The following is a 20,016-nucleotide window of genomic DNA, read 5'->3' as shown; positions in this document are numbered from 1 at the left end:
ATCCAACATCGCTGGACGTTTACGTAGTTTACGTTCCAGATGCAAAATCCCAATGGCGTAGCGCAACATCACAATATCGCCAGGTTGTTTACGTTTCGATAATTGGTTATTAAATTGAGATAAACCGGTTTTTAATTTATTGATTTCACCATAAACCGATTCGGTATCTGGTGCATCCATTATCAGTAAACTTTGCAGCATAGTCTGCATATCGTCGTTATCAACTTGGCCAGTTTCTGCGATTTGTTTGACCAAAGTAGCCGATTGCATCAAAGCCGAAAGGGCGATCACCCGATCATGAATAATTGTTTTCTGAGTCATGGGTGCATTCCTGGTGCATTGGTATCAACAATAATGCCACCGCCTAGGCAGACATCATCTTGATAAAACACCACAGATTGTCCTGGCGTCACAGCACGTTGTGGTTCATCAAACTCAACCTGAATATTGCCATTATCATCCTGTGTAATAAGACAGGCTTGATCTGGCTGACGATAGCGAGTTTTAGCACTCGCACGGCAAGGCAACTCTGGTGCTTCACCTGCCACCCAGGAGAGTTGTTCAGCAGTTAATTTAGTGCTGTAAAGCCATTCATGTTCACCTTGAACAACATACAAGATGCGGTTTTCCATATCCTTGCCAGCGACAAACCAAGGCTTGCCACTGCTGTCTTTTCGGCCTCCAATACCAAGTCCCTGACGTTGGCCGAGGGTGTAGTACATTAAGCCTGAATGTTCGCCAATTTTTTCGCCTTCAGGGGTATGCATTTCTCCAGGTTGAGCCGGGATATAACGTCCCAGAAACTCACGGAAACGTCGCTCACCGATAAAGCAGATCCCGGTACTGTCTTTTTTGTCGTGATTGATAAAACCGGCTTTTTCGGCGATTTCACGTACTTCGGTTTTTGGAAGTTCACCCAACGGGAAAAGGGTACGGGATAATTGGGCCTGCCCAAGTGTATAGAGGAAATAACTTTGATCCTTGGTGTTGTCTAAACCCTTCAATAATTGAAATTTACCCTCAAACTCACGAACTCGTGCGTAATGCCCGGTAGCAATCAGATAGCCACCCAATTCCATGGCGTGGTCCAAAAAGGCTTTAAATTTGATTTCGCGATTGCAAAGAATGTCAGGATTCGGTGTGCGGCCAGCTTTATATTCATCGAGGAAATGCTTGAACACATAATCCCAGTATTCCATGGCGAAATTAGCTTCATGAAAAACGATACCTACTTTATCGGCAACTGATTGGGCGTCTTTGCGATCCTCCTCAACCGTACATTCGCTCTCATCGGCATAGTCAACCCAGTTTTTCATAAACAGACCTTCAACATCAAAGCCTTGTTGTTTAAGTAACAAGGCTGAGACAGAAGAATCCACACCACCGGACAAGCCGACGACTATTTTTTTGTTTTCAGACATAATTAATCAGTTAATAAATCAAGAGAATAGCGTTTACCCGCCAGGTAATCCTGTAAACACTGCTCGACTAAAGGACTACGAAACTGGGACCGACGTTTTTGGATGGTTGTAGCATCTAACCAAACCGCCTGATGAATATCAGTATCTAACGGTCTATCGAGTTTGTCACCGAGGCTTCCGGCAAAACAGAAACGAATATAGGTATTTTCGGTTTGAGGGTGTCGCCAGCGATAAATACCGATTAATGATTCAGGCGTGAATTGCCAAGCTGTTTCTTCCAGTGTTTCACGAATAACGGCCTCAATCAGGCTTTCGTCGTCTTCGAGATGGCCGGCTGGCTGGTTGATTTTGAGTTCGCTGCCGATCATTTCTTCGACCATCAGAAATTGCTGGTCGCGTTCTATTACGGCGGCTACGGTGGTTCTTGGAGTCCAAATCATCGGCGTATTTTATCACGGTCTGAAAATTAACTTCGCACCATTGTCCCGGTTGTAGATCATTTATCTGCCATGGACCAATTGCTGCACGGATTAATCTTAATGTCGGGTATCCAACGGCTGCAGTCATTCGTCTCACCTGACGATTCTTGCCTTCACTAATTTGCAATTCTAACCATTGAGTGGGAATTGATTGGCGAAAGCGTACTGGCGGATGTCTTTCCCAAACAGTAGGTGGTTCGATCAGTCGAGCTTTGGCAGGTTTAGTCAGGCCATCGTTTAACATCACGCCACGTTGTAATTGTTCGAGTGCAGCGGCATCTGGAATATTTTCCACTTGAACCCAGTAAGTTTTTGTTAATTTATGCCGTGGATCGCTGATATGATGTTGTAATTGACCATCGTCGGTCAGCAATAATAAACCTTCACTATCACGATCCAAACGTCCTGCCGGATAAACATCCGGTATATCAATGAAGTCTTTGAGTGTTTTTCGACCATCGTTATCGTTGAATTGGGTTAGCACGTCATAAGGTTTATTAAACGCAATTAGTTTGGTCATGGTTATATCAACGCCATAGATCATGTAAAATGCCACTTTTAACTCCAGGAGCCGTGCATGGCATATCAACACATTAGTGTACCGGAACAGGGTGCAGCTATCGGCGTTAATGCCGATTATTCATTAAATGTACCTAATCAACCGATTATCCCTTTCATCGAAGGTGATGGCATCGGTGTCGATATCACACCGGCGATGATTGATGTGATTGATGCAGCAGTAAACAAAGCCTATAACGGCGAACGCAAAATTTCCTGGATGGAAGTGTATGCAGGTGAAAAAGCTACTGAAGTCTATGGTGCAGATACCTATCTGCCAGAAGAAACCATTGATGTATTGAGAGACTATTCGGTATCTATCAAAGGTCCGTTAATGACCCCAGTAGGTGGGGGTATACGCTCACTGAATGTGGCGTTACGCCAAACGCTGGATTTATATGTCTGCCAGCGTCCAGTTCGTTACTACCCAGGTACGCCAAGTCCGGTTAAAGCGCCAGAAAATATTGATATGGTTATCTTCCGGGAAAACTCTGAAGATATTTATGCAGGTATAGAATGGGCTGCGGGTACACCAGAAGTTCAAAAAGTCATCGACTTTTTACGCAACGACATGGGTGTGAGCAAAATTCGTTTTCCGGAAACTTCAGGTATCGGTATCAAACCGGTTTCTAAAGAAGGAACTGAGCGTCTGGTGCGTAAAGCCATTCAGTACGTTATCGACAACAATCGTGATTCATTGACCCTGGTACATAAGGGCAATATCATGAAGTTCACCGAAGGTGCCTTTAAACAGTGGGGTTACGACCTTGCTGAGAAAGAATTTGGGGCAACATCACTGGATGGTGGTCCTTGGAAAACCTTTAAAAACCCAAACACTGGTAAATCAATAGTCATAAAAGATTCGATTGCTGATGCGTTTTTACAGGAAATCCTGTTACATCCTAAAGATTATGATGTTGTCGCCACATTGAATCTCAATGGCGATTATATTTCCGATGCACTTGCTGCGCAGGTTGGGGGAATTGGTATCTCACCAGGTGCTAATTTGGCGGATGCAGTTGCGATGTTTGAAGCAACACACGGTACTGCTCCAGCATTGGCTGGCAAAAACAGCGCGAATCCGTCATCATTAATCCTATCGGCCGAAATGTTATTACGTCATTTAGGTTGGGTCGAAGCGGCGGATCTCGTCGTTTCCGGCGTCTCAGGCGCCATTTCAAATGCACGTGTCACCGGTGATTTAGCTCAGGCTATTGGCGTCGATGCGTTGAGTTGTAGTGATTATGCTGCAGCTGTTATTCAAAACATGTAAGGAGTTTTCATGAAAGTTGCAGACAACAAAGTAGTCGTTATTGATTACACGCTCACCGACAACAGCGGCACAGTCATTGATAGTAGTGAAGGTGCTGGCCCGCTGGCGTATCTGCATGGTGCTGGCAACATTATTCCTGGTTTAGAAGATGCTCTGATGGGCAAAGAAACAGGTGATAAAGTTCAAGCTAGTATTGAACCTGCAAATGCTTATGGCGAACGCCATGAAGCCCTGAAACAAGAAGTGCCTGCTGAATTATTCAGTGGTGTAGAAAAAGTTGAAGTTGGTATGCAATTTCAGTCAGAAACTGAGCAAGGTCCGGTTTTAGTAACTGTCGTTGCAATCAATGATGAAACGGTTACCGTCGATGGCAATCACCCTCTGGCAGGTGTGCATTTGAACTTCGATGTTGAAATCCGTGAAGTTCGTGAACCTAGTGCCGAAGAACTGGAGCATGGTCATGTTCATGGTGAAGGTGGACACCACCACTAGACGTTTCACTTTATATTTAGACTTAAAGACGGGCATTGCGCCCGTCTTTTTGTTTCAGACATAGAATCCCATGCAAACTATTGAACAACTTGAACAACAATTTGGCATTCCTGGTTCTCTCAATTTTTCGATTGGGCCATCAGAGTGCGTGATGATCAACATCGATACACCTTTCGCCAAGGCACGTATAACAACTCAAGGCGCGCAGATTTTATCGTACCGGGCAGCGGATGCATTGCATGATTTGCTGTTTTTGAGCCATTTGACTCGCTATGGTAATCGCCGGGCAATTCGTGGCGGTGTTCCTATCTGTTGGCCATGGTTTGGGGTAGATCCGAGTGGTATAGGCCGCCCAGCACATGGTTTTGCCCGCATTCGAGTGTGGGACGTGACCGATGTTCAGCAGACTGAAAGCGGTAGTATTGTGTTGACCTTGAACTTAACACCCGATCCAATTGACGAAAAGCTCTGGCGTTGTGCTTATAGTTTAGAAATGAAGATTGAGATTAGTGAACAACTCAAACTTTCATTGACGACCAAAAATCTCGATAGCGAATGTTTTGTGATTTCGCAGGCGTTACATACCTATTTTGCGGTGGGTGATATTCATAAGACTCAAGTTAGAGGGCTGAATAACCATCACTACCTCGATAAAGTGGAAAATTTCCGCGAAAAATTACAGCAGGGTGAGATTCATTTCAGAGGTGAAGTCGATAGAGTTTATTTGGATAGTTCTGACAAGCTGTTTATTGAAGATACTGAATGGTCAAGACGCATCGTGGTGGAAAGTGCCGGCTCAAATACCACTATAGTTTGGAATCCATGGGAGCGAGTCACAAGCTTAAAAGACATGACAGATGATGCTTATCAGTATTTTGTCTGTGTTGAAAGCGCCAATGCAGCCAATGACAGTATCAGTTTAGCGCCAGGTGAATCTCATACACTTTCTGCGTGTTATCGGATCATGCCACTTAGTTAGTCTGACCAGCGTTGACGCAATTCTTCGCGATGTAACGCCAACCACTGTATTGCGATAATCGGAATGGCTGAGATGATCTTACCGGCTTCGAGCAATTCATAAACCTGATCGAAAGATAAAACACTGACGGAGATATCTTCATCTTCCTCATCCAACCCATGTAAGCCACCAATATGGGTGCTATCAATACGGCCACAAAACAAATGAAGTAATTCAGATGTGCCACCGGGAGAGGTAAAGAATTCATTGATCTTAATCATCTCCAATATTTCACAACCGGATTCTTCAATCGCTTCACGATAGGCGACGGATTCTGGTGTCTCACCTGGCTCAATGGCTCCTGCCACGATTTCCATTAACCATACACGTTCATCATTTAACTGTAATGCGCCCGGGCGGAATTGTTCGATAATGACTAATGCATCTTTTTTTGGATCGTAGAGCAGTACGGCAACACAACTGCCTCGCTCAAAAACTTCACGAGTGAGCGGAGCACTCCAACCGCCTTTATATAAAGTATGTTTGACTGAAACAATTTTTAAACTAAAAAAACCGTTATATGCGGTAGTTTCATCAATGATCTCAAATTGTTTTTTGCTCATCCGTTTTCCTGGGGTCAAGGAGAAGTTTGATTCACCGGTTGAAAGGCCGAAGTTGATATACCATCAAGACGGCGTATTACAGCTATAAATTTAGTGCCATCTTTTTCAATATGTTCAAGTTTGACAGGTAAATAATTCAGGTCCGGAGCGCACCATAAAGTCGTTTCCCGATCTTTATCACTTTCGCGATCACGTTGTCTTTTAAATTTCACTGTTGCGATTTGGCCTAGTGGCGTCGTGATCGTTTCTTGTTCGAGTCTTTCAATCTCATAATGTTTTATACGTCCACCATCTGCGATCGAATAATTAAAATTGGTTTGTTGTGGATTTTTGAGAAGATCCAACCTTAGTTGTACTTGGTAAACGTGTTTTTCTAGTGTGCCTTCTTCGATATCAAGATTCCAAGGGTGGACTTTGTCATCTATGTGAACGGAATTTTTGCGCCAATCAAAGTCCATTCGCAAGTACTTATCTTTTTTGCCACCACTTCGTTGATAGAGATATTGATGCGGTTGAGTTTGCTGCTTGGAAAGTATCCATAAACTGCTTTCTTTGACCGTATCACGTCGGAATAAAGCAACGACACCTTTTGCCTTAGTGACAGAACTGAAACGATGCAAGCCATCTGTTAACGTTTCCAATTCTTGAGTCAACTCGCCAGCCTGAAGACCATTCATTTCAATTTGATATTTGGCCGAATAGTCATCCAAGCCTTGTGCAAAAGCCACAGGTGACAGTATTAGCAATACTAAACAAAAAAAATAACGCATGAATTATTAGCTCTGATGTTGTTGAATTAACAACCTTAAGGCATCTGGATAAAGCTTATGTTCCTCGATCAATACTCTTGCTGCCAAGGTTTGCTCCGTATCGTAGGCCATAAGTGGAACTTTGGCTTGCAAAATCACCGGGCCAGCATCCAACTCTTCTGTAACAAAGTGTACGGTGGCACCGTGTTCGGTTTCTCCGGCTTCGATGGCACGTTGGTGAGTATGCATGCCTTTGAATTTGGGTAAAAGTGAAGGATGTATATTAATTAACCGGTTGGCATAGTGCTGAACAAATTCGGCACTCAGAATTCGCATGAAACCAGCTAATACAACGTAGTCAGGTTTAAATGTATCAATCAGTTCTATCAATTGCTGATCAAAGGTTTCACGCGTAGCGAAGTCCTTATGATCCAATATTCTGGTTGTGATATCGGATTGTTGGGCGAAGGTTAAGCCTGGGGCTTCAGGGCGATTACTGATTACGGCAGAAACTTCGGCATTCAGCTCATTTTCCTGAATAGCCTTAACAATCGACTGCATATTACTGCCACGCCCTGATATCAATATCACCAGCTTGGGTTTGAAAGTGTCACTCATTTAATAATGACTTGTTCTTCAGTGTCACTCGCTTCGATATGGCCAATTCGCATGGCGCTTTCACCAAGCGCGGTCAAGATCCGTACTGTGGCATCTGCATCGTCTTCAGCAACACAAACTACCATGCCGATACCGTTATTAAAGGTACGGTACATTTCACGATCAACCACATTTCCCTGTTGTTGCAGCCAGTCAAACACAGCCGGTCTTTGCCAGCTTTTGCTGTCAATTACTGCCGTCACATTTTTCGGTAAAACACGGGGAATATTCTCTAACAAACCCCCGCCGGTAATATGTGATAAAGCATGAATGTTAACTTTTTCATGAAGTTGCAATAATGATTTAACATAAATTCTGGTAGGTGCTAATAGCTTTTCCCCTAGGGTCGACCCATCAAATGACATCGTTAAATCCGCTTTGCTAACTTCAATGATCTTGCGAATTAGTGAGTAACCATTAGAATGCGGACCGGAGGAAGCGATACCGATGATGGCGTCACCAGCTTTTACCTGAGAGCCATCAATTATGTTGTCTTTTTCAACGATCCCGACGCAGAAACCTGCCAAATCAAAATCGCCTTCCTGATACATACTTGGCATTTCGGCTGTTTCACCGCCTACTAATGCAGCACCTGATTGCAAGCAGCCTTCAGCAATACCACTCACCACATCGGTGGCTACATCAATATTCAATTTACCGGTGGCGTAATAATCAAGAAAGAACAGTGGTTCCGCGCCCAAAACTGCGATATCGTTGACGCACATGGCAACTAAATCAATACCAATGGTGTCATGTATTCCAGCTTCGATTGCCAGTCTTAATTTAGTACCTACACCATCTGTTCCAGAGACCAGAACGGGGTTTTTATATTTGTCGAGCGGCAATTCAAACAGGCTGCCAAATCCACCTAGCCCAGCCATGACACCAGGACGACGGGTTTTGGCTGCTAAAGGTTTGATACGCTCGACAAGCGCATTTCCGGCTTCAATATCAACACCGGCATCGCGGTAACTGAGAGCTTGATTTGATTGGGTAGTTGGAACGACGGGATCGGTCATGCTGGCTTCCTGATTATTTGGACATCACACACAAAAAACAGCGTGTTAGAATACCACAATGCCTAAATTATTTTTCTCACTGATTTTCGTTTTCGCTGCGTCGATTGCCTCCGCTGCGGAAGTTACTGATTTGTATAAAGCACAAGCGCCAGTCGAGTCGCAAAGTGAGCAGGATCGTCTTCGTCTTGCGCCAGAATTGCTAAAACAAGTTGTCATTAAAGTGGTTGGTGACAGGCGAGCCGTTGAACAAGCCGATATTTCGGCTTTAGTTACTGATGCCGAGCGTTATATTGATCGGTTTTATTATCAACAAATTCCAAGTAACGATGGCGAGGCCATGCAACAACTGGCTTTAACATTAGATTTTAATGTCAATGGCATCAACAATGCTTTGCAGCGAATTGGTTTGCCAGTATGGGACAAGATAAGACCCGAATCATTGATTTGGGTTGCTATTGAATATGCCGGTAAACAGCAATTAATTGGCGAAGGCGATGAAGATTCATTGCTTTTATATGTTGAACAAGCAGCTGAAAAGCGTGGCATTCCCTTACTCTTACCATTGATGGATCTGGAAGATCAAAGCCAGCTGACCTTTAACGATGTTTCTACCGGAAATAATACCGCCATAAAAAAAGCTTCTGCGCGATATGGTGCCTCAGTTGTCGTAACAGCGCGATTAAGTGGTAGTGAGGAGTCAGCCGAAATCAGCTGGCAAGCCATGCTCGGTGAAGAGGTCGAACGTTGGTCCAGTCAAGGGACAGTGCAAACAGCTATTCAAAGTGGTGTAGATGAACTTGCCGATCGATTGGGCCGACGACTAAACATGTCATTCACTGCAGCAGATGATGCAGAATTAGCTATCCAAGTATCGGGAGTACATGATTATGAAGGCTACAGCCGTTTAATGGATTATCTTGGTAGCTTGCAAGCTGTCACTGATATCAAAGTGGGTAGTTTAGGCAGTGAAAAGCTTGATTTGGTTTTAATGATTCAAGCCGAACCGGCCAAATTTCGACAGTTGCTTTCGATGGGGCGGGTCATCCAGCCTGATAATTCTGATAACAACGGCTCGCAATATCGGTTATTACCTTGAATCAACGGGATATTCCCAATCTTATCTGTGTATTTCGAATTTTATTGGTTGGGCCAATCGTATGGTTAATGCTGGAAGAACAATTTTCCACGGCATTAATACTGGTAGCAATAGCTGGGATCTCTGATGGTTTAGATGGTTTTTTGGCTCGACATTTTCACTGGCAAAGTCGTCTAGGATCAATACTGGATCCATTAGCCGATAAATTTCTTTTGGCCGCCACCTTTGCCACATTAACCTATATGCAATTGTTACCTTTATGGCTATTATTGTTGGTGTTTGGCCGAGACCTACTGATTGTCTGCGGTGCTTTGATTTATCATTTCAAATTCGGTGAATATGAACTGACTCCACTCTGGAGCAGTAAAATCAATACAGTTTTTCAAATTGCTTTAGTTTTACTTGTTATTTTGCAGCAAGCGTGGCTTTCGCTAGCAGTAACATGGAGTACAACCTTAATCTGGTTGGTGGTGGCGAGTGTCATCATTAGTGGCAGTGAATATATAGTGGTTTGGGGGACAAGTGCGTGGCGTCAGATGAAAAAAAGCTCATGAGTGATACGAATAAGTTTTTACTTTTAGGGCTATTGATATTATGTGGTTGGCTGGTGATGCAATTGTCATCGGTGTTGACGCCATTTTTCATTGCAGCATTACTCGCTTATCTGGGCGATCCTTTAGTTGATAAATTAGAAAAGTATCGAATGTCTCGCACGCTTGCAGTGTGTGCTGTGTTTGGTATGTTTTTACTTACAGCCCTGATATTGCTGTTAATTTTCATTCCCATGCTCAGTGCCCAATTGGTTTCATTATTTGAAAAACTGCCGAATTATCTGGATCGGCTGCAGAGCTCAATGGAGCTAATTTTACAAAGAGTGGGCCTGTCATCTGATGTGTTCAACTTTAATACCGTCAAAACTGCCCTGCAGGACTATTGGTCTGAAGCCGGCAAGATTGCTACTGACTTAATGGGCTATATGTCGCGGTCTGGATTGGCAATATTGCAATGGCTAACCAATTTGGTACTTATTCCGGTTTTAACCTTTTATCTATTACGAGATTGGGATGATATCGTCGCTAAATTCCGTGAATTATTACCACGTAATAAAGCCGAAAAGATCACCCAAATAACTATTGAATGTGACGACATGTTGGCCGGTTTTTTACGTGGTCAATTAATGGTGATGTTAGCTTTAGCTATTATTTATAGCATCGGTCTCACATTTATCGGCTTGGACTTGGCGTTGTTATTAGGCGTGATTGCCGGAATCGTCAGTTTTGTACCTTATTTAGGACTAGTCGTGGGCATTACCCTTGCCGGTTTGGCGGCGTATTTACAGTTTCAGGAATGGTTACCCGTTTTAATGGTTGTTTTGGTATTCAGTTTTGCCCAAGCGATTGAGGGTATGTTTCTGACCCCACGATTTGTCGGTGAACGTATTGGCCTGCATCCTGTTGCTGTTATTTTTGCGGTGATGGCAGGTGGGACACTGTTTGGGTTCGTCGGGGTGTTATTGGCGTTACCGGTCGCGGCTGTGGTTATGGTGCTATTACGTCACGGACATGAACGTTATTTGAATAGCCACCTTTACTCTTAAGTAGTGTTTGAATGAGTCAACAAGAGACCCAGCTAACCCTGCGGCTAACACCGCATGAAATTTTCAAAATTGATAATTTTATATATGAAAATAATGAGTTGGCAGAAGTTGTTAATGCCTTTTGCCGGGACCAAAAACCAGATTTTCTCTATCTGTGGGGTGAAGCTGGTGTCGGCAAAACACATTTAAGCTTGGCGATCGCAGAACAGCTGCAAGTTGATGGACAACATGTCAGTTATATCAATCTACAAGAAATTAGTAATACTGCAGACGCAGAAGTATTACCCTCGTTAATACAAAGTAATGTTGTATGCCTTGATGATTTACAGGCCATTTGTGGTGATGCTGCTTGGGAAGAGGCTTTATTTCATTGCTTTAATCGTTTACGCGAACAGGAGCACAAACTTTTAATTTGTGCCGAGCAAAACCCAGCGCAACTAGCAATTCAATTACCAGATCTGCGATCAAGACTAGCAACCGGTTTGATTTATCAGTTACCGTCCATGACTGATGCGCTGAAGCAGCAGGCATTAATAAGTCATGCTCAGAGCCGTGGTTTGATTTTGCCAGAAGAGGTCGCCCAGTATCTTTTACGCCATTACAGCCGTGATATGCCTTCGTTAATGCTGGTGATGCAAAAACTTGATAAAGCTTCTTTACAAGCGCAAAGACGTTTGACTATTCCTTTCGTGCGAGAAGTGATCCAACATGGCTGAAAAGCCATCAATTACGATTATCTGGCCCGGTTTAGCCACTGTAATGCAGGAAATCAATCAGTCTTTAGTGCCTGAAGATCTGCAGAAATCATTTAAAAAAGCTAACTTTAAAGTCAGCGATAATTCCTTTGAACATGAGCTTATCCAGTTATTCAGCACTAACGTGCTTTCAGGACCTGATTTACCCACCGCGCAATTACGTAACCCTGGCCAATTAAGTCTGTGTGCCGACCCATGTTATCTGCATGCCGACCGAGATCGGCTTTTATTATTTCCAATCAATGATTTAACAATGGAAGAGGGCACCCAGCTCCGAGAAAGCATCCAACCTCTGTTGAATGATTTTGACGCTCAATTGGTGCCTAATGATCTCAACCATTGGTCAATCTGTTTGGAAAGTCTGCCGGATATTAATCTGACAGCCATGTCATCCTTAATTGGTAAATCGGTTGCATCAGCATTACCGAGAGGGGCCGAACAAAACGATTGGTTGCGGCTTGGCAATGAAATTCAGATGGCTTTATTTGAGCATCCGGTGAATCAACAAAGGCAGTCCGCAGGCAAATTACCGGTTAACAGTCTCTGGTTCTGGGGTAAGGCAGATTGGCAGCCACAAGCAAATACCTGGCAGCAGCTTTATGGTGACGCGGCGTTATTAAAGTCGCTTGCAGCAGCGACTTCAACGAACTTGCTACCAATGTCTGAATGGAAATCTGAAAACACGATGACGGGTCAGCAGTTACTGGTATTTCCTGAACTGGATTTACAAAGTAACTGGCCACAGCGACTTGAGCAAAATACAACGCAGCACATTTTGCCTTTGCTACATAAATTACGTCGTTATCAAATTCGTCAATTAAACTTAATTATCCCGCAACATGGCCAGTATGTCTGGCGTTGCTGGGATACATGGAAACCATGGTAATTCGATGAATATTCAACAACGAACAGCAGAAAATTTCAGCGCTTTATCCGAGGAGTGGCCAGAGTGCATTCGCAGAATCATGGCTGCACGCGGTATCAAAAAGGCTGATGAATTAACTTTTGATTTAGCTGAGTTACCAAAACCTTCTGAAATGCTGGGGATGGAAGCCGCAGTAGCATTATTGATCCAGGCACTACAGCAACAATGGCGAGTAATGATTGTGGCGGATTTTGATAGTGATGGGGCGACCAGCTGCGCCGTGATGATGCGTGGTTTACGCATGATGGGGTTGCAACAGATTGATTTTATTGTGCCTAATCGCTTTGTCCACGGCTATGGTTTAACCACTGAATTATTGAATGAAATTGCTGCTGAAAACCAGCCGGATTTATTGATTACTGTGGATAACGGGATTGCCAGCCTGGATGGCGTTGCTCTAGCCAAACAACGTGGGATGCAAGTGTTGATCACTGATCATCATCTTGCGGCAGAACAATTGCCACAAGCTGACGCTATCGTTAATCCCAACCAACCAGGTGATAATTTTCCAAGCAAAATGCTGGCAGGTGTTGGGGTGGCGTTTTATGTGCTGCTCGGTCTGCGGCAGGGATTACGCGATATTAACTGGTTTGAATTACAGCAACTGGCAGAACCACGTCTGGTGGAATTGTTGGATTTGGTGGCATTAGGCACCGTCGCTGATGTCGTGCCTTTGGATAGGCTCAATCGCACATTGGTAGATCTGGGGCTGAAACGCATGCGCCAGGGACGCGCATGTGCAGGCATTCGTGCTTTATTACAGATTGCCGGTAAAGATCTTGAGCGATTATCTGCACAGGATTTGGGTTTTGCCATCGCACCTAGGTTAAATGCCGCCGGTCGTATGGAAGATATGGGGCTAGGCATTGATACCTTGCTGACGGATAACTTTGCCATGGCTCAGCAAGCTGCTCAGTTGCTGGATCAGATTAATCTTGAGCGTCGCTCGGTTGAGCAAGGCATGCAGTTGGAAGCTTTGGCGATGCTGGAAAAACTTCAGCTTAATGAAACCAGCCAGGCAGCTGCTTATTGTTTATATGAAGAAGGTTGGCATCAAGGTGTTATTGGGTTACTCGCATCTCGAATTAAAGAAAAACTGCATCGGCCGGTCATTGTGTTTGCACCGGGCGAACCTGGCGAAATCAAAGGTTCAGCACGCTCTATAACAGGCGTTCATATTCGTGATGTGCTGGTTAATGTTGCTGCTAAATATCCTGATTTAATTTTGCGCTTTGGCGGACATGCGATGGCAGCAGGGTTAACATTAAAGCAAAACGACTTTTCATTATTTGAAAAGGCATTCAGGGAAGCTGTACAACTTGCAGCCGATCCCACAGTATTTGAACGCGCTTTGTATTCTGACGGTGAATTATCGACGCAGGAAATGAACATGCACCTGGCTGAGCAATTACCGGTTCTGGCGCCATGGGGTCAGGCTTTTCCGGAACCGCAGTTTCATGGTCAGTTTGTTTTGCAGAATTATCGTCATGTCGGTCAGCAATCGGACCATTTACGGTTAACCATTAAACTTGATGATGGACGTGAAATCACGGCAATGGCATTTCGTCAGACAGCACCAAAATGGCTGCAAATTGGTCAAAAAGTTGGCTTGCATTATCGCCTGGATGTGAATGAATTCCGGCAAACAAAATCATTACAATTGTTGGTTGATAATATATTGCCGAGCTAGCCAGGAGCTTCTCAAATGAAACCAACCCATGTCGCGGTATTCAGCGCGAAACCCTATGATCAGGCCTATCTCACCGAAATGGCTGATGAGCGAGTGTCATTATGTTTTTATGAAATGGCGTTAAATCCGATGACAGCAGCATTGGCCAAAGATGCTGATGTGGTCAGTGCGTTTGTGAATGATGATATTTCGGCTGAAACGCTTAAAACGCTGGCAGAAAACGGTACTCGTTTAATTGCGTTACGTTGTGCTGGGGTTAACCAGGTGGATTTAACGACTGCTAAAAAGCTTGGTATAACCATTGTCAATGTGCCTGCTTATTCACCATATGCCGTCGCGGAACATACTATTGCACTGATGTTGGCATTAAGTCGGAAGATACCGCGGGCCTATAATCGTGTTCGCGATGGTAATTTTTCTCTGGATGGTTTGCTGGGTTTTGATTTTTTCGGTAAAACCGCGGGCATTATCGGTGGCGGTAAAATTGGCTTGTTAGTGGCTGAGCGATTGCGGGCATTTGGTTGCCAGGTTTTGATTTATGAACCGCATAATGCTGCACCGGCCAAACAAGCAGGTTTTGACGTAGTGACACTCGACAGCTTGCTGGGGCAAAGCGATATTATTAGCCTGCATTGTCCATTAAATGATGCAACGCATCATATTATCAATGCTTTCAGTCTCAAGTTGACTAAGCCTGGCGTAATGCTGATAAATACCAGTCGCGGAGCTTTATTGGATACAGTTGCTGTCTTGGATGCTTTGAAAGCGCTGCTTATTGGTTATTTGGGAATAGATGTGTATGAACAGGAAGGCAGTCTGTTTTTTGAAGACCATTCCACCGATATTATTCAGGACGATATATTCCAGCGTTTATTGACCTTTCCAAATGTGCTTGTCACCGGGCACCAGGCCTATTTTACCCGTGAAGCCTTGCAGCATATCGCTCAGACGACTTTGCAGAATATTGATGATTTTATGATGGGTAAGGCACTGAAAAACCGAGTGGAAATACGTTAAGTGTTTGATGAAATCTTTACCAGCATCAATAAGTTGATGCCGGATTTTAAAGCCAGACCGCAACAAGTCGAAATGAGTCGATTTATTCATCAGCTCCTGCAACAGTCGCAAAATAGAATGGCGGTAGTGGAAGCACCAACCGGCGTGGGGAAAACGCTGGCATATCTAAGCGGTGCAATCGAAACGGCTTTGAACAGTAAAAAATTGCTGGTTATTAGTACCGCAACCGTCAATCTGCAACAGCAATTGATTCAGAAAGATCTGCCACAGTTTTCAGCGGCTTTGCCACAACCAATACGTTTTATGCAGATCAAAGGCCGCCGCCGTTATGTATGTCCCAGTAAACTGGCACAACTGGCAACCACTCCTGAACAGCAAGATTTGACGCTGGATGTGGATCAGAAATACCAACAGGTATTGATGCAAACTCAAGCCAAAAATTTGTTTCAGGATTGGGATGAACACCGTTGGGATGGTGACCGAGACAGCCGTACGGATGCCCTCGATCCCGGTTTATGGCATGAAGTTTCTACAGATTCCGAGGGATGTGCCGGAAAGAGTTGTAGGTATTTTATAAGCTGTCCATATTATCTGCTTCGTAAGGAAATGCAATTGGCTCAGGTGGTAGTGGTCAATCATGATTTACTCCTCAGTGATGCTGATTTGGGTGGCGGTCTGGTATTACCCAATCCTGAAGAGCTGATCCTGGTGTTTGATGAAGCTCATAATCTGCCACAAAAGGCGCTGGGACATGCTGCAAAAGCATTGAACTTTGGCCAGCTTTATCAAACCGTCGAAACTGCCGACAGTCTGATGAAAAAGCTGCCCACTGCTTTGGCTTTTCGCCAGCATGACTTTGGTTATATGTTTAAGGAAATTCGTCAGGATTTACCTGCAATTATCAGTCTGTTGCAACAGTTACTGGATATTCTGGGCAGTGATGCCACAGTAAACGAAATGCTGGAAGGGCGTATCAGTGAACCGCGTATTTTCTGGGGTAGTCCATTACTTAATGCCTTGGTTATTCCTTGCCAGAATCTGTTACAGCGGGCTAATTCCATCTATAAACACTTCTCGTTAATTGGCAAATGGATTAAAGAAGGGCTGGAGAAAACCCAGTTAAGTAATAAGGTTGGTGAAGCATTATTGCCCCAGGTGGGAACAGTGCAGAATATTTTTGGTTATCTGATTGATTTTATGGCGCTGTTTCTCGATGAAGATAAAGTCGAGCGACCGCCCAATGTTCGCTGGCTAGCACAGGAACAGTTTGCCAAACAACAAACGCTGGTGATTCATGCCGGGCCGATGACAGCGGCAGGTTTTCTGGATCGCAGTTTATGGCAGCGTGCCTATGGAGTAGTGATGACCTCAGCCACTTTACGGGGTATGGGATTATTCCGGCGTTTCCGGGCGGATTGTGGCTTACAGCGTTACGATGAAAAACACTTTCTGGCGCTACCTTCACCATTCAAATATCAACAGCAGGCAGTGTTGAAACTGCCAATGATGCAATATTTACCCAATGAAAATCTGCCGCAATGGCAGCAGGAGGTCGTCAGCCAACTCAAATCAATTATTGATATTCAGGCGGCTACTCTGGTGCTATTCACCTCACGCCAAGTGATGTTGCAGGTGTATAAGCAATTGCCATTGTCATTGAAAAATTTGATTTTGTTACAAGGTGATCAACTGTCGCCCAAAAATATGATCGTCAAACATATTCAGCGGATTGAAGCGGGTCGGGGCAGCATTATTTTTGGAATGGATAGGTTTGCTGAAGGCGTCGATTTACCCGGCAATTTATGTACCCATGTAATCATTACCAAACTGCCATTTCCGGTATTTACCCGCCCGATTGAACAAGCACGTCAGGAGTGGATCCTTAAACGTGGCGGTCAGCCGTTTATCAGTTTGTCATTACCGGCGGTCAGCGTGAAGTTGATTCAGGCCTGTGGAAGATTACTTCGTAAAGAGACTGATTCAGGACAAATAACCATTCTGGATCGTCGATTGTTAACAAAAAATTACGGCAAACAATTACTGTCTCATTTACCGGATTACCAGGTAATAACCGAATAAAAAAAAGCCCGGCGAGGCCGGGCTTTCGGGGTGTATCAACGAACTTATTCAGTGCGGCTGGTAACTTCCAGCAAGTGATAACCAAATTGTGTTTTAACTGGGCCTTGTACTGTATTAACGGGCGCAGAAAAAACAACTTTATCGAATTCAGGCACCATCATGCCAGGGCCAAATTCACCTAGGTCTCCGCCTTGACGGCTGGAAGGGCAGGAAGAATTTTCTTTGGCGACGGCAGCAAAATCTGCGCCTTCTTCGATTTCGCGTTTCAATTCCAGACAGATTTCTTCACTGTCCACCAGGATGTGTCGTGCGGTTGCTCTAGCCATAATAGTTCCGTAATTAATGTGTAAATTGCCAGCTTATGCCAGCTGTTTCAACAGGGCGTTGGCCGTGGCTTCTGAAGAAGCCGGGTTTTGTCCTGTAATCAAAATGCCATCCGTAATGACGAATGAACTCCAGTCGTCACCTTTTTCATAAATAGCGCCACGTTGTTTGAGGGCATCTTCAAGTAAAAAGGGTACAACATCAGACAAGCCTACCGCATCTTCTTCATTATTTGAAAATGCTGTGAGTTGTTTACCTTTAATCCAGGGATCATCGCCGATGGTTTTAACGTGTAATAAAACAGCAGGTGCGTGACAGACTGCCGCCACTGGTTTATTTGCGAGCACAAAACTTTCAATCAGTGCGATCGACTTTTGATCTTCAGCTAAATCCCATAACGGACCATGTCCGCCCGGATAAAACACTGCATCATAATCTGCGGCGTGCATATCTGCTAACTTAACTGTGTTTGCCAATCGGCTTTTGGCTTCAGCATCATTTTCAAAACGCCGGGTAGCGTCTGTTTGAAAGTCAGGCTGATTGCTTTTTGGATCAAGTGGCGGTTGGCCGCCTTTGGGTGAGGCCAGTGTTATTTCTACCCCAGCGTCTTTCATTGTGTAATACGGTGCAGCGAGTTCTTCTAACCAGAAACCGGTTTTTTCCCCGGTATTGCCAAGCTTATCGTGCGAAGTTAATACCACTAATATTTTCATGGTTGTGTCTCCTGAAATTTGTGGTTTTGACGAATTATTCGATGTTGCTAATCTGATATGGTGATACGACGATAAAATTTCAAGCGATATTGCATTTCATTCTCATCGTCGTAAACTCGCATTAGGGTCTGCTGATCTTTCAGAGCCACCAATGCTGGAGGACATTTTTTGTCCAATAAGCCGGAAATGATGTGATGTAATTGTCCTGCTTAAATCATTTCCAATGACGTTGGGCGGAAAAATGGCCCCAAACCTTCGGGGTGAGGCAGCTATGAAATATCATCAGATACTACAATAATAACAGCGAGAGAAAACTATGAAAAAAGAGACTATCTGTCTGCATGAAGGGTATGAAACTGATCCCACCACTAAATCCTGCGCGGTGCCGATCTATCAAACAGTTGCATACGAATTTGATAATGCTCAGCATGGTGCGGATCTATTTAATCTGGATGTTCCCGGCAATATTTACAGCCGCATTATGAATCCCACCTGGGATGTATTGGAAAAGCGTGTAGCGGCATTGGAAGGTGGTCTGGCTGCATTGGCGACTTCAGCAGGAAGTGCTGCTATTCATTATGCAATCCTTACCATTGCTGAAGCGGGCGATAATATTGTGACCACACCACAATTGTATGGTGGAACCTATACCTTATTTGCTCATATGCTTCCCAAAATGGGAATTGAGGTACGCTTTGCCCCCACTGACCAGGCAGCCGATCTTGAAAAACTGATTGATGGCAAAACCAAAGCGGTTTTCTGCGAATCAATCGGTAATCCGGCCGGTAATATTGTGGATATTGAACCCATTGCAACGATGGCACATAAACACGGAGTTCCAGTTATCGTTGATAACACCGTGGCAACACCGTTTTTGCTTAATCCAATTGAATATGGTGCAGATATTGTGGTGCATTCCTTGACCAAATACATGGGCGGTCATGGCACAACCTTAGGCGGCATAATTGTGGATTCCGGCAAGTTTCCTTGGGCTAAACACAAAGAAAGATTTCCGGTATTGAATCAACCTGAACCGGCCTATCACGGGGTAGTGTATACCGAGCAATTTGCTGAAGCAGCCTTTATTGCCAGAGCACGGACCGTGCCTTTACGGAATACCGGTTCAGCATTGTCACCGATGAATGCGTTTCTATTATTACAAGGCATTGAAACGTTACCATTACGTATGGAACGACACTGTGACAATGCCATCGTAGTGGCGAAATATCTGCAACAGCATCCCAAAGTAGAATGGGTGAACTATGCCGGACTGGAAGGGGACAAGTATTTTGATTTAGCTCAGAAATATTTCAATGGCAAACCATCATCAATTCTGACCTTTGGCATTAAAGGTGGCTTTGATAATGGCGTGAAATTCTACGATGCATTGAAGTTGGTTAAACGTCTGGTGAATATCGGGGATACCAAGTCGCTGGCCTGTCATCCGGCTTCGACCACACATCGTCAGCTGGAAGAAGCCGAACTCAAGGCCGCGGGAGTGACACCGGAAATGCTTCGACTGTGTATTGGCATCGAACATATCAATGACATTATTGAAGATTTGGAGCAGGCCTTTTCTGCTGTCTAATTT

The 20,016-nt window shown here is 44.3% G+C and carries 22 protein-coding genes; 12 read left to right on the top strand and 10 right to left on the bottom strand.

Features of this window, described 5'->3' with window-relative positions:
• The 4 genes from ACN0V2_RS04030 to ACN0V2_RS04015 form a co-directional block, all read right to left on the bottom strand.
• Window positions 1-321 (bottom strand): DUF489 family protein (locus ACN0V2_RS04030; protein WP_417549499.1); only part of this gene is annotated, 321 nt, incomplete at its 3' end.
• Window positions 318-1,421 carry a tRNA 2-thiouridine(34) synthase MnmA gene (gene mnmA, locus ACN0V2_RS04025; RefSeq protein WP_417549498.1) on the bottom strand — a complete coding sequence of 368 codons (1,104 nt, stop codon included), beginning with the start codon at window positions 1,419-1,421 and terminating at the stop codon, window positions 318-320. The genes mnmA and ACN0V2_RS04030, both read right to left, overlap by 4 nt.
• Window positions 1,422-1,423: 2 nt before the next feature.
• Window positions 1,424-1,801, bottom strand: coding sequence for an NUDIX hydrolase (locus tag ACN0V2_RS04020; protein ID WP_417549497.1), 378 nt, complete (start codon window positions 1,799-1,801; stop codon window positions 1,424-1,426).
• Window positions 1,722-2,456 (bottom strand): pseudouridine synthase, encoded by a 735-nt coding sequence (locus tag ACN0V2_RS04015; RefSeq protein WP_417549496.1) that lies wholly within the window; start codon window positions 2,454-2,456, stop codon window positions 1,722-1,724. The genes ACN0V2_RS04020 and ACN0V2_RS04015 overlap by 80 nt, the downstream gene beginning before the upstream one ends.
• A 21-nt stretch (window positions 2,457-2,477) precedes the next feature.
• Between ACN0V2_RS04015 and icd the strand changes: the two genes are divergently transcribed.
• From icd to ACN0V2_RS04000, 3 genes are all read left to right on the top strand, one after another.
• Entirely contained in the window at window positions 2,478-3,731 is a 1,254-nt protein-coding gene (icd, locus tag ACN0V2_RS04010; protein ID WP_417549495.1) for an NADP-dependent isocitrate dehydrogenase, read from the top strand.
• Between the two features lie 9 nt (window positions 3,732-3,740).
• Complete coding sequence (locus ACN0V2_RS04005; protein WP_417549494.1) at window positions 3,741-4,223, top strand: FKBP-type peptidyl-prolyl cis-trans isomerase; 483 nt, start codon at window positions 3,741-3,743, stop codon at window positions 4,221-4,223.
• 70 nt (window positions 4,224-4,293) lie between these two features.
• Window positions 4,294-5,202 (top strand): D-hexose-6-phosphate mutarotase, encoded by a 909-nt coding sequence (locus ACN0V2_RS04000; RefSeq protein WP_417549493.1) that lies wholly within the window; start codon window positions 4,294-4,296, stop codon window positions 5,200-5,202.
• Here the strand turns inward: ACN0V2_RS04000 and ACN0V2_RS03995 are convergent.
• Genes ACN0V2_RS03995 through purM form a run of 4 tightly spaced genes read right to left on the bottom strand, consistent with a single transcriptional unit; the run spans window position 5,199 to window position 8,229 of the window.
• Window positions 5,199-5,804 (bottom strand): NUDIX domain-containing protein, encoded by a 606-nt coding sequence (locus ACN0V2_RS03995; protein WP_417549492.1) that lies wholly within the window; start codon window positions 5,802-5,804, stop codon window positions 5,199-5,201. The two genes, ACN0V2_RS04000 and ACN0V2_RS03995, sit on opposite strands and share 4 nt — an antisense overlap.
• Window positions 5,805-5,818: 14 nt before the next feature.
• On the bottom strand, window positions 5,819-6,574 hold the full coding sequence (locus ACN0V2_RS03990; RefSeq protein WP_417549491.1) for a DUF3108 domain-containing protein: 756 nt from the start codon (window positions 6,572-6,574) through the stop codon (window positions 5,819-5,821).
• A 6-nt stretch (window positions 6,575-6,580) separates the two neighbouring features.
• Entirely contained in the window at window positions 6,581-7,171 is a 591-nt protein-coding gene (purN, locus tag ACN0V2_RS03985; RefSeq protein ID WP_417549490.1) for a phosphoribosylglycinamide formyltransferase, read from the bottom strand.
• Window positions 7,168-8,229, bottom strand: a complete 1,062-nt coding sequence (purM, locus tag ACN0V2_RS03980) for a phosphoribosylformylglycinamidine cyclo-ligase (RefSeq protein WP_417549489.1) — start codon at window positions 8,227-8,229, stop codon at window positions 7,168-7,170. Before purM ends, purN begins: the two co-directional genes overlap by 4 nt.
• Window positions 8,230-8,287: 58 nt before the next feature.
• Between purM and ACN0V2_RS03975 the strand changes: the two genes are divergently transcribed.
• Genes ACN0V2_RS03975 through dinG form a run of 8 tightly spaced genes read left to right on the top strand, consistent with a single transcriptional unit; the run spans window position 8,288 to window position 17,388 of the window.
• A complete protein-coding gene (locus ACN0V2_RS03975) occupies window positions 8,288-9,325 on the top strand; it encodes a DUF2066 domain-containing protein (protein ID WP_417549488.1) in 1,038 nt (345 codons plus the stop codon).
• A complete protein-coding gene (locus ACN0V2_RS03970; RefSeq protein ID WP_417549487.1) occupies window positions 9,322-9,879 on the top strand; it encodes a CDP-alcohol phosphatidyltransferase family protein in 558 nt (185 codons plus the stop codon). Before ACN0V2_RS03975 ends, ACN0V2_RS03970 begins: the two co-directional genes overlap by 4 nt.
• The gene (locus ACN0V2_RS03965; protein ID WP_417549486.1) at window positions 9,876-10,922 is read left to right on the top strand and encodes an AI-2E family transporter; all 1,047 of its coding nucleotides are present in this window, start codon (window positions 9,876-9,878) and stop codon (window positions 10,920-10,922) included. The genes ACN0V2_RS03970 and ACN0V2_RS03965 overlap by 4 nt, the downstream gene beginning before the upstream one ends.
• A gap of 11 nt (window positions 10,923-10,933) precedes the next feature.
• Window positions 10,934-11,638: a DnaA regulatory inactivator Hda gene (gene hda / locus ACN0V2_RS03960; RefSeq protein WP_417549485.1), complete on the top strand. Its 705-nt coding sequence runs from the start codon at window positions 10,934-10,936 to the stop codon at window positions 11,636-11,638.
• A complete protein-coding gene (locus ACN0V2_RS03955; RefSeq protein ID WP_417549484.1) occupies window positions 11,631-12,563 on the top strand; it encodes a hypothetical protein in 933 nt (310 codons plus the stop codon). The genes hda and ACN0V2_RS03955 overlap by 8 nt, the downstream gene beginning before the upstream one ends.
• 4 nt (window positions 12,564-12,567) lie before the next feature.
• Entirely contained in the window at window positions 12,568-14,292 is a 1,725-nt protein-coding gene (gene recJ / locus ACN0V2_RS03950) for a single-stranded-DNA-specific exonuclease RecJ (protein WP_417549483.1), read from the top strand.
• A gap of 15 nt (window positions 14,293-14,307) precedes the next feature.
• Window positions 14,308-15,309, top strand: a complete 1,002-nt coding sequence (locus tag ACN0V2_RS03945) for a 2-hydroxyacid dehydrogenase (RefSeq protein ID WP_417549482.1) — start codon at window positions 14,308-14,310, stop codon at window positions 15,307-15,309.
• Entirely contained in the window at window positions 15,310-17,388 is a 2,079-nt protein-coding gene (dinG, locus tag ACN0V2_RS03940; protein ID WP_417549481.1) for an ATP-dependent DNA helicase DinG, read from the top strand.
• A 44-nt stretch (window positions 17,389-17,432) separates the two neighbouring features.
• Here dinG and ACN0V2_RS03935 read toward each other — a convergent pair whose 3' ends face one another.
• Together ACN0V2_RS03935 and ACN0V2_RS03930 are read right to left on the bottom strand one after the other, a co-directional pair.
• Complete coding sequence (locus tag ACN0V2_RS03935; protein WP_069295382.1) at window positions 17,433-17,714, bottom strand: peptidylprolyl isomerase; 282 nt, start codon at window positions 17,712-17,714, stop codon at window positions 17,433-17,435.
• 33 nt (window positions 17,715-17,747) lie between these two features.
• Window positions 17,748-18,425 carry a type 1 glutamine amidotransferase domain-containing protein gene (locus tag ACN0V2_RS03930; protein WP_417549480.1) on the bottom strand — a complete coding sequence of 226 codons (678 nt, stop codon included), beginning with the start codon at window positions 18,423-18,425 and terminating at the stop codon, window positions 17,748-17,750.
• A 316-nt stretch (window positions 18,426-18,741) separates the two neighbouring features.
• Between ACN0V2_RS03930 and ACN0V2_RS03925 the strand changes: the two genes are divergently transcribed.
• On the top strand, window positions 18,742-20,013 hold the full coding sequence (locus ACN0V2_RS03925; protein ID WP_417549479.1) for an O-acetylhomoserine aminocarboxypropyltransferase/cysteine synthase family protein: 1,272 nt from the start codon (window positions 18,742-18,744) through the stop codon (window positions 20,011-20,013).
• Window positions 20,014-20,016: the final 3 nt, after the last annotated feature.

It is taken from the genome of Methylophaga sp. (assembly GCF_048266885.1).
Taxonomy (GTDB): Bacteria; Pseudomonadota; Gammaproteobacteria; order Nitrosococcales; family Methylophagaceae; genus Methylophaga.
The sequence above is the reverse complement of the archived record's forward strand: the minus strand, read 5'-3'. Positions and strand labels throughout refer to the sequence as shown.

Bases quoted from the DNA above. Each gene is read 5' to 3' on its own strand.
- mnmA (WP_417549498.1), bottom strand. From the start codon at position 1,421: ATGTCTGAAAACAAAAAAATAGTCGTCGGCTTGTCCGGTGGTGTGGAT.
- ACN0V2_RS04020 (WP_417549497.1), bottom strand. From the start codon at position 1,801: ATGGTCGAAGAAATGATCGGCAGCGAACTCAAAATCAACCAGCCAGCC.
- icd (WP_417549495.1), top strand. From the start codon at position 2,478: ATGGCATATCAACACATTAGTGTACCGGAACAGGGTGCAGCTATCGGC.
- ACN0V2_RS04005 (WP_417549494.1), top strand. From the start codon at position 3,741: ATGAAAGTTGCAGACAACAAAGTAGTCGTTATTGATTACACGCTCACC.
- ACN0V2_RS04000 (WP_417549493.1), top strand. From the start codon at position 4,294: ATGCAAACTATTGAACAACTTGAACAACAATTTGGCATTCCTGGTTCT.
- ACN0V2_RS03995 (WP_417549492.1), bottom strand. From the start codon at position 5,804: ATGAGCAAAAAACAATTTGAGATCATTGATGAAACTACCGCATATAAC.
- ACN0V2_RS03990 (WP_417549491.1), bottom strand. From the start codon at position 6,574: ATGCGTTATTTTTTTTGTTTAGTATTGCTAATACTGTCACCTGTGGCT.
- purN (WP_417549490.1), bottom strand. From the start codon at position 7,171: ATGAGTGACACTTTCAAACCCAAGCTGGTGATATTGATATCAGGGCGT.
- purM (WP_417549489.1), bottom strand. From the start codon at position 8,229: ATGACCGATCCCGTCGTTCCAACTACCCAATCAAATCAAGCTCTCAGT.
- ACN0V2_RS03975 (WP_417549488.1), top strand. From the start codon at position 8,288: ATGCCTAAATTATTTTTCTCACTGATTTTCGTTTTCGCTGCGTCGATT.
- ACN0V2_RS03965 (WP_417549486.1), top strand. From the start codon at position 9,876: ATGAGTGATACGAATAAGTTTTTACTTTTAGGGCTATTGATATTATGT.
- hda (WP_417549485.1), top strand. From the start codon at position 10,934: ATGAGTCAACAAGAGACCCAGCTAACCCTGCGGCTAACACCGCATGAA.
- ACN0V2_RS03955 (WP_417549484.1), top strand. From the start codon at position 11,631: ATGGCTGAAAAGCCATCAATTACGATTATCTGGCCCGGTTTAGCCACT.
- recJ (WP_417549483.1), top strand. From the start codon at position 12,568: ATGAATATTCAACAACGAACAGCAGAAAATTTCAGCGCTTTATCCGAG.
- ACN0V2_RS03945 (WP_417549482.1), top strand. From the start codon at position 14,308: ATGAAACCAACCCATGTCGCGGTATTCAGCGCGAAACCCTATGATCAG.
- ACN0V2_RS03935 (WP_069295382.1), bottom strand. From the start codon at position 17,714: ATGGCTAGAGCAACCGCACGACACATCCTGGTGGACAGTGAAGAAATC.
- ACN0V2_RS03930 (WP_417549480.1), bottom strand. From the start codon at position 18,425: ATGAAAATATTAGTGGTATTAACTTCGCACGATAAGCTTGGCAATACC.
- ACN0V2_RS03925 (WP_417549479.1), top strand. From the start codon at position 18,742: ATGAAAAAAGAGACTATCTGTCTGCATGAAGGGTATGAAACTGATCCC.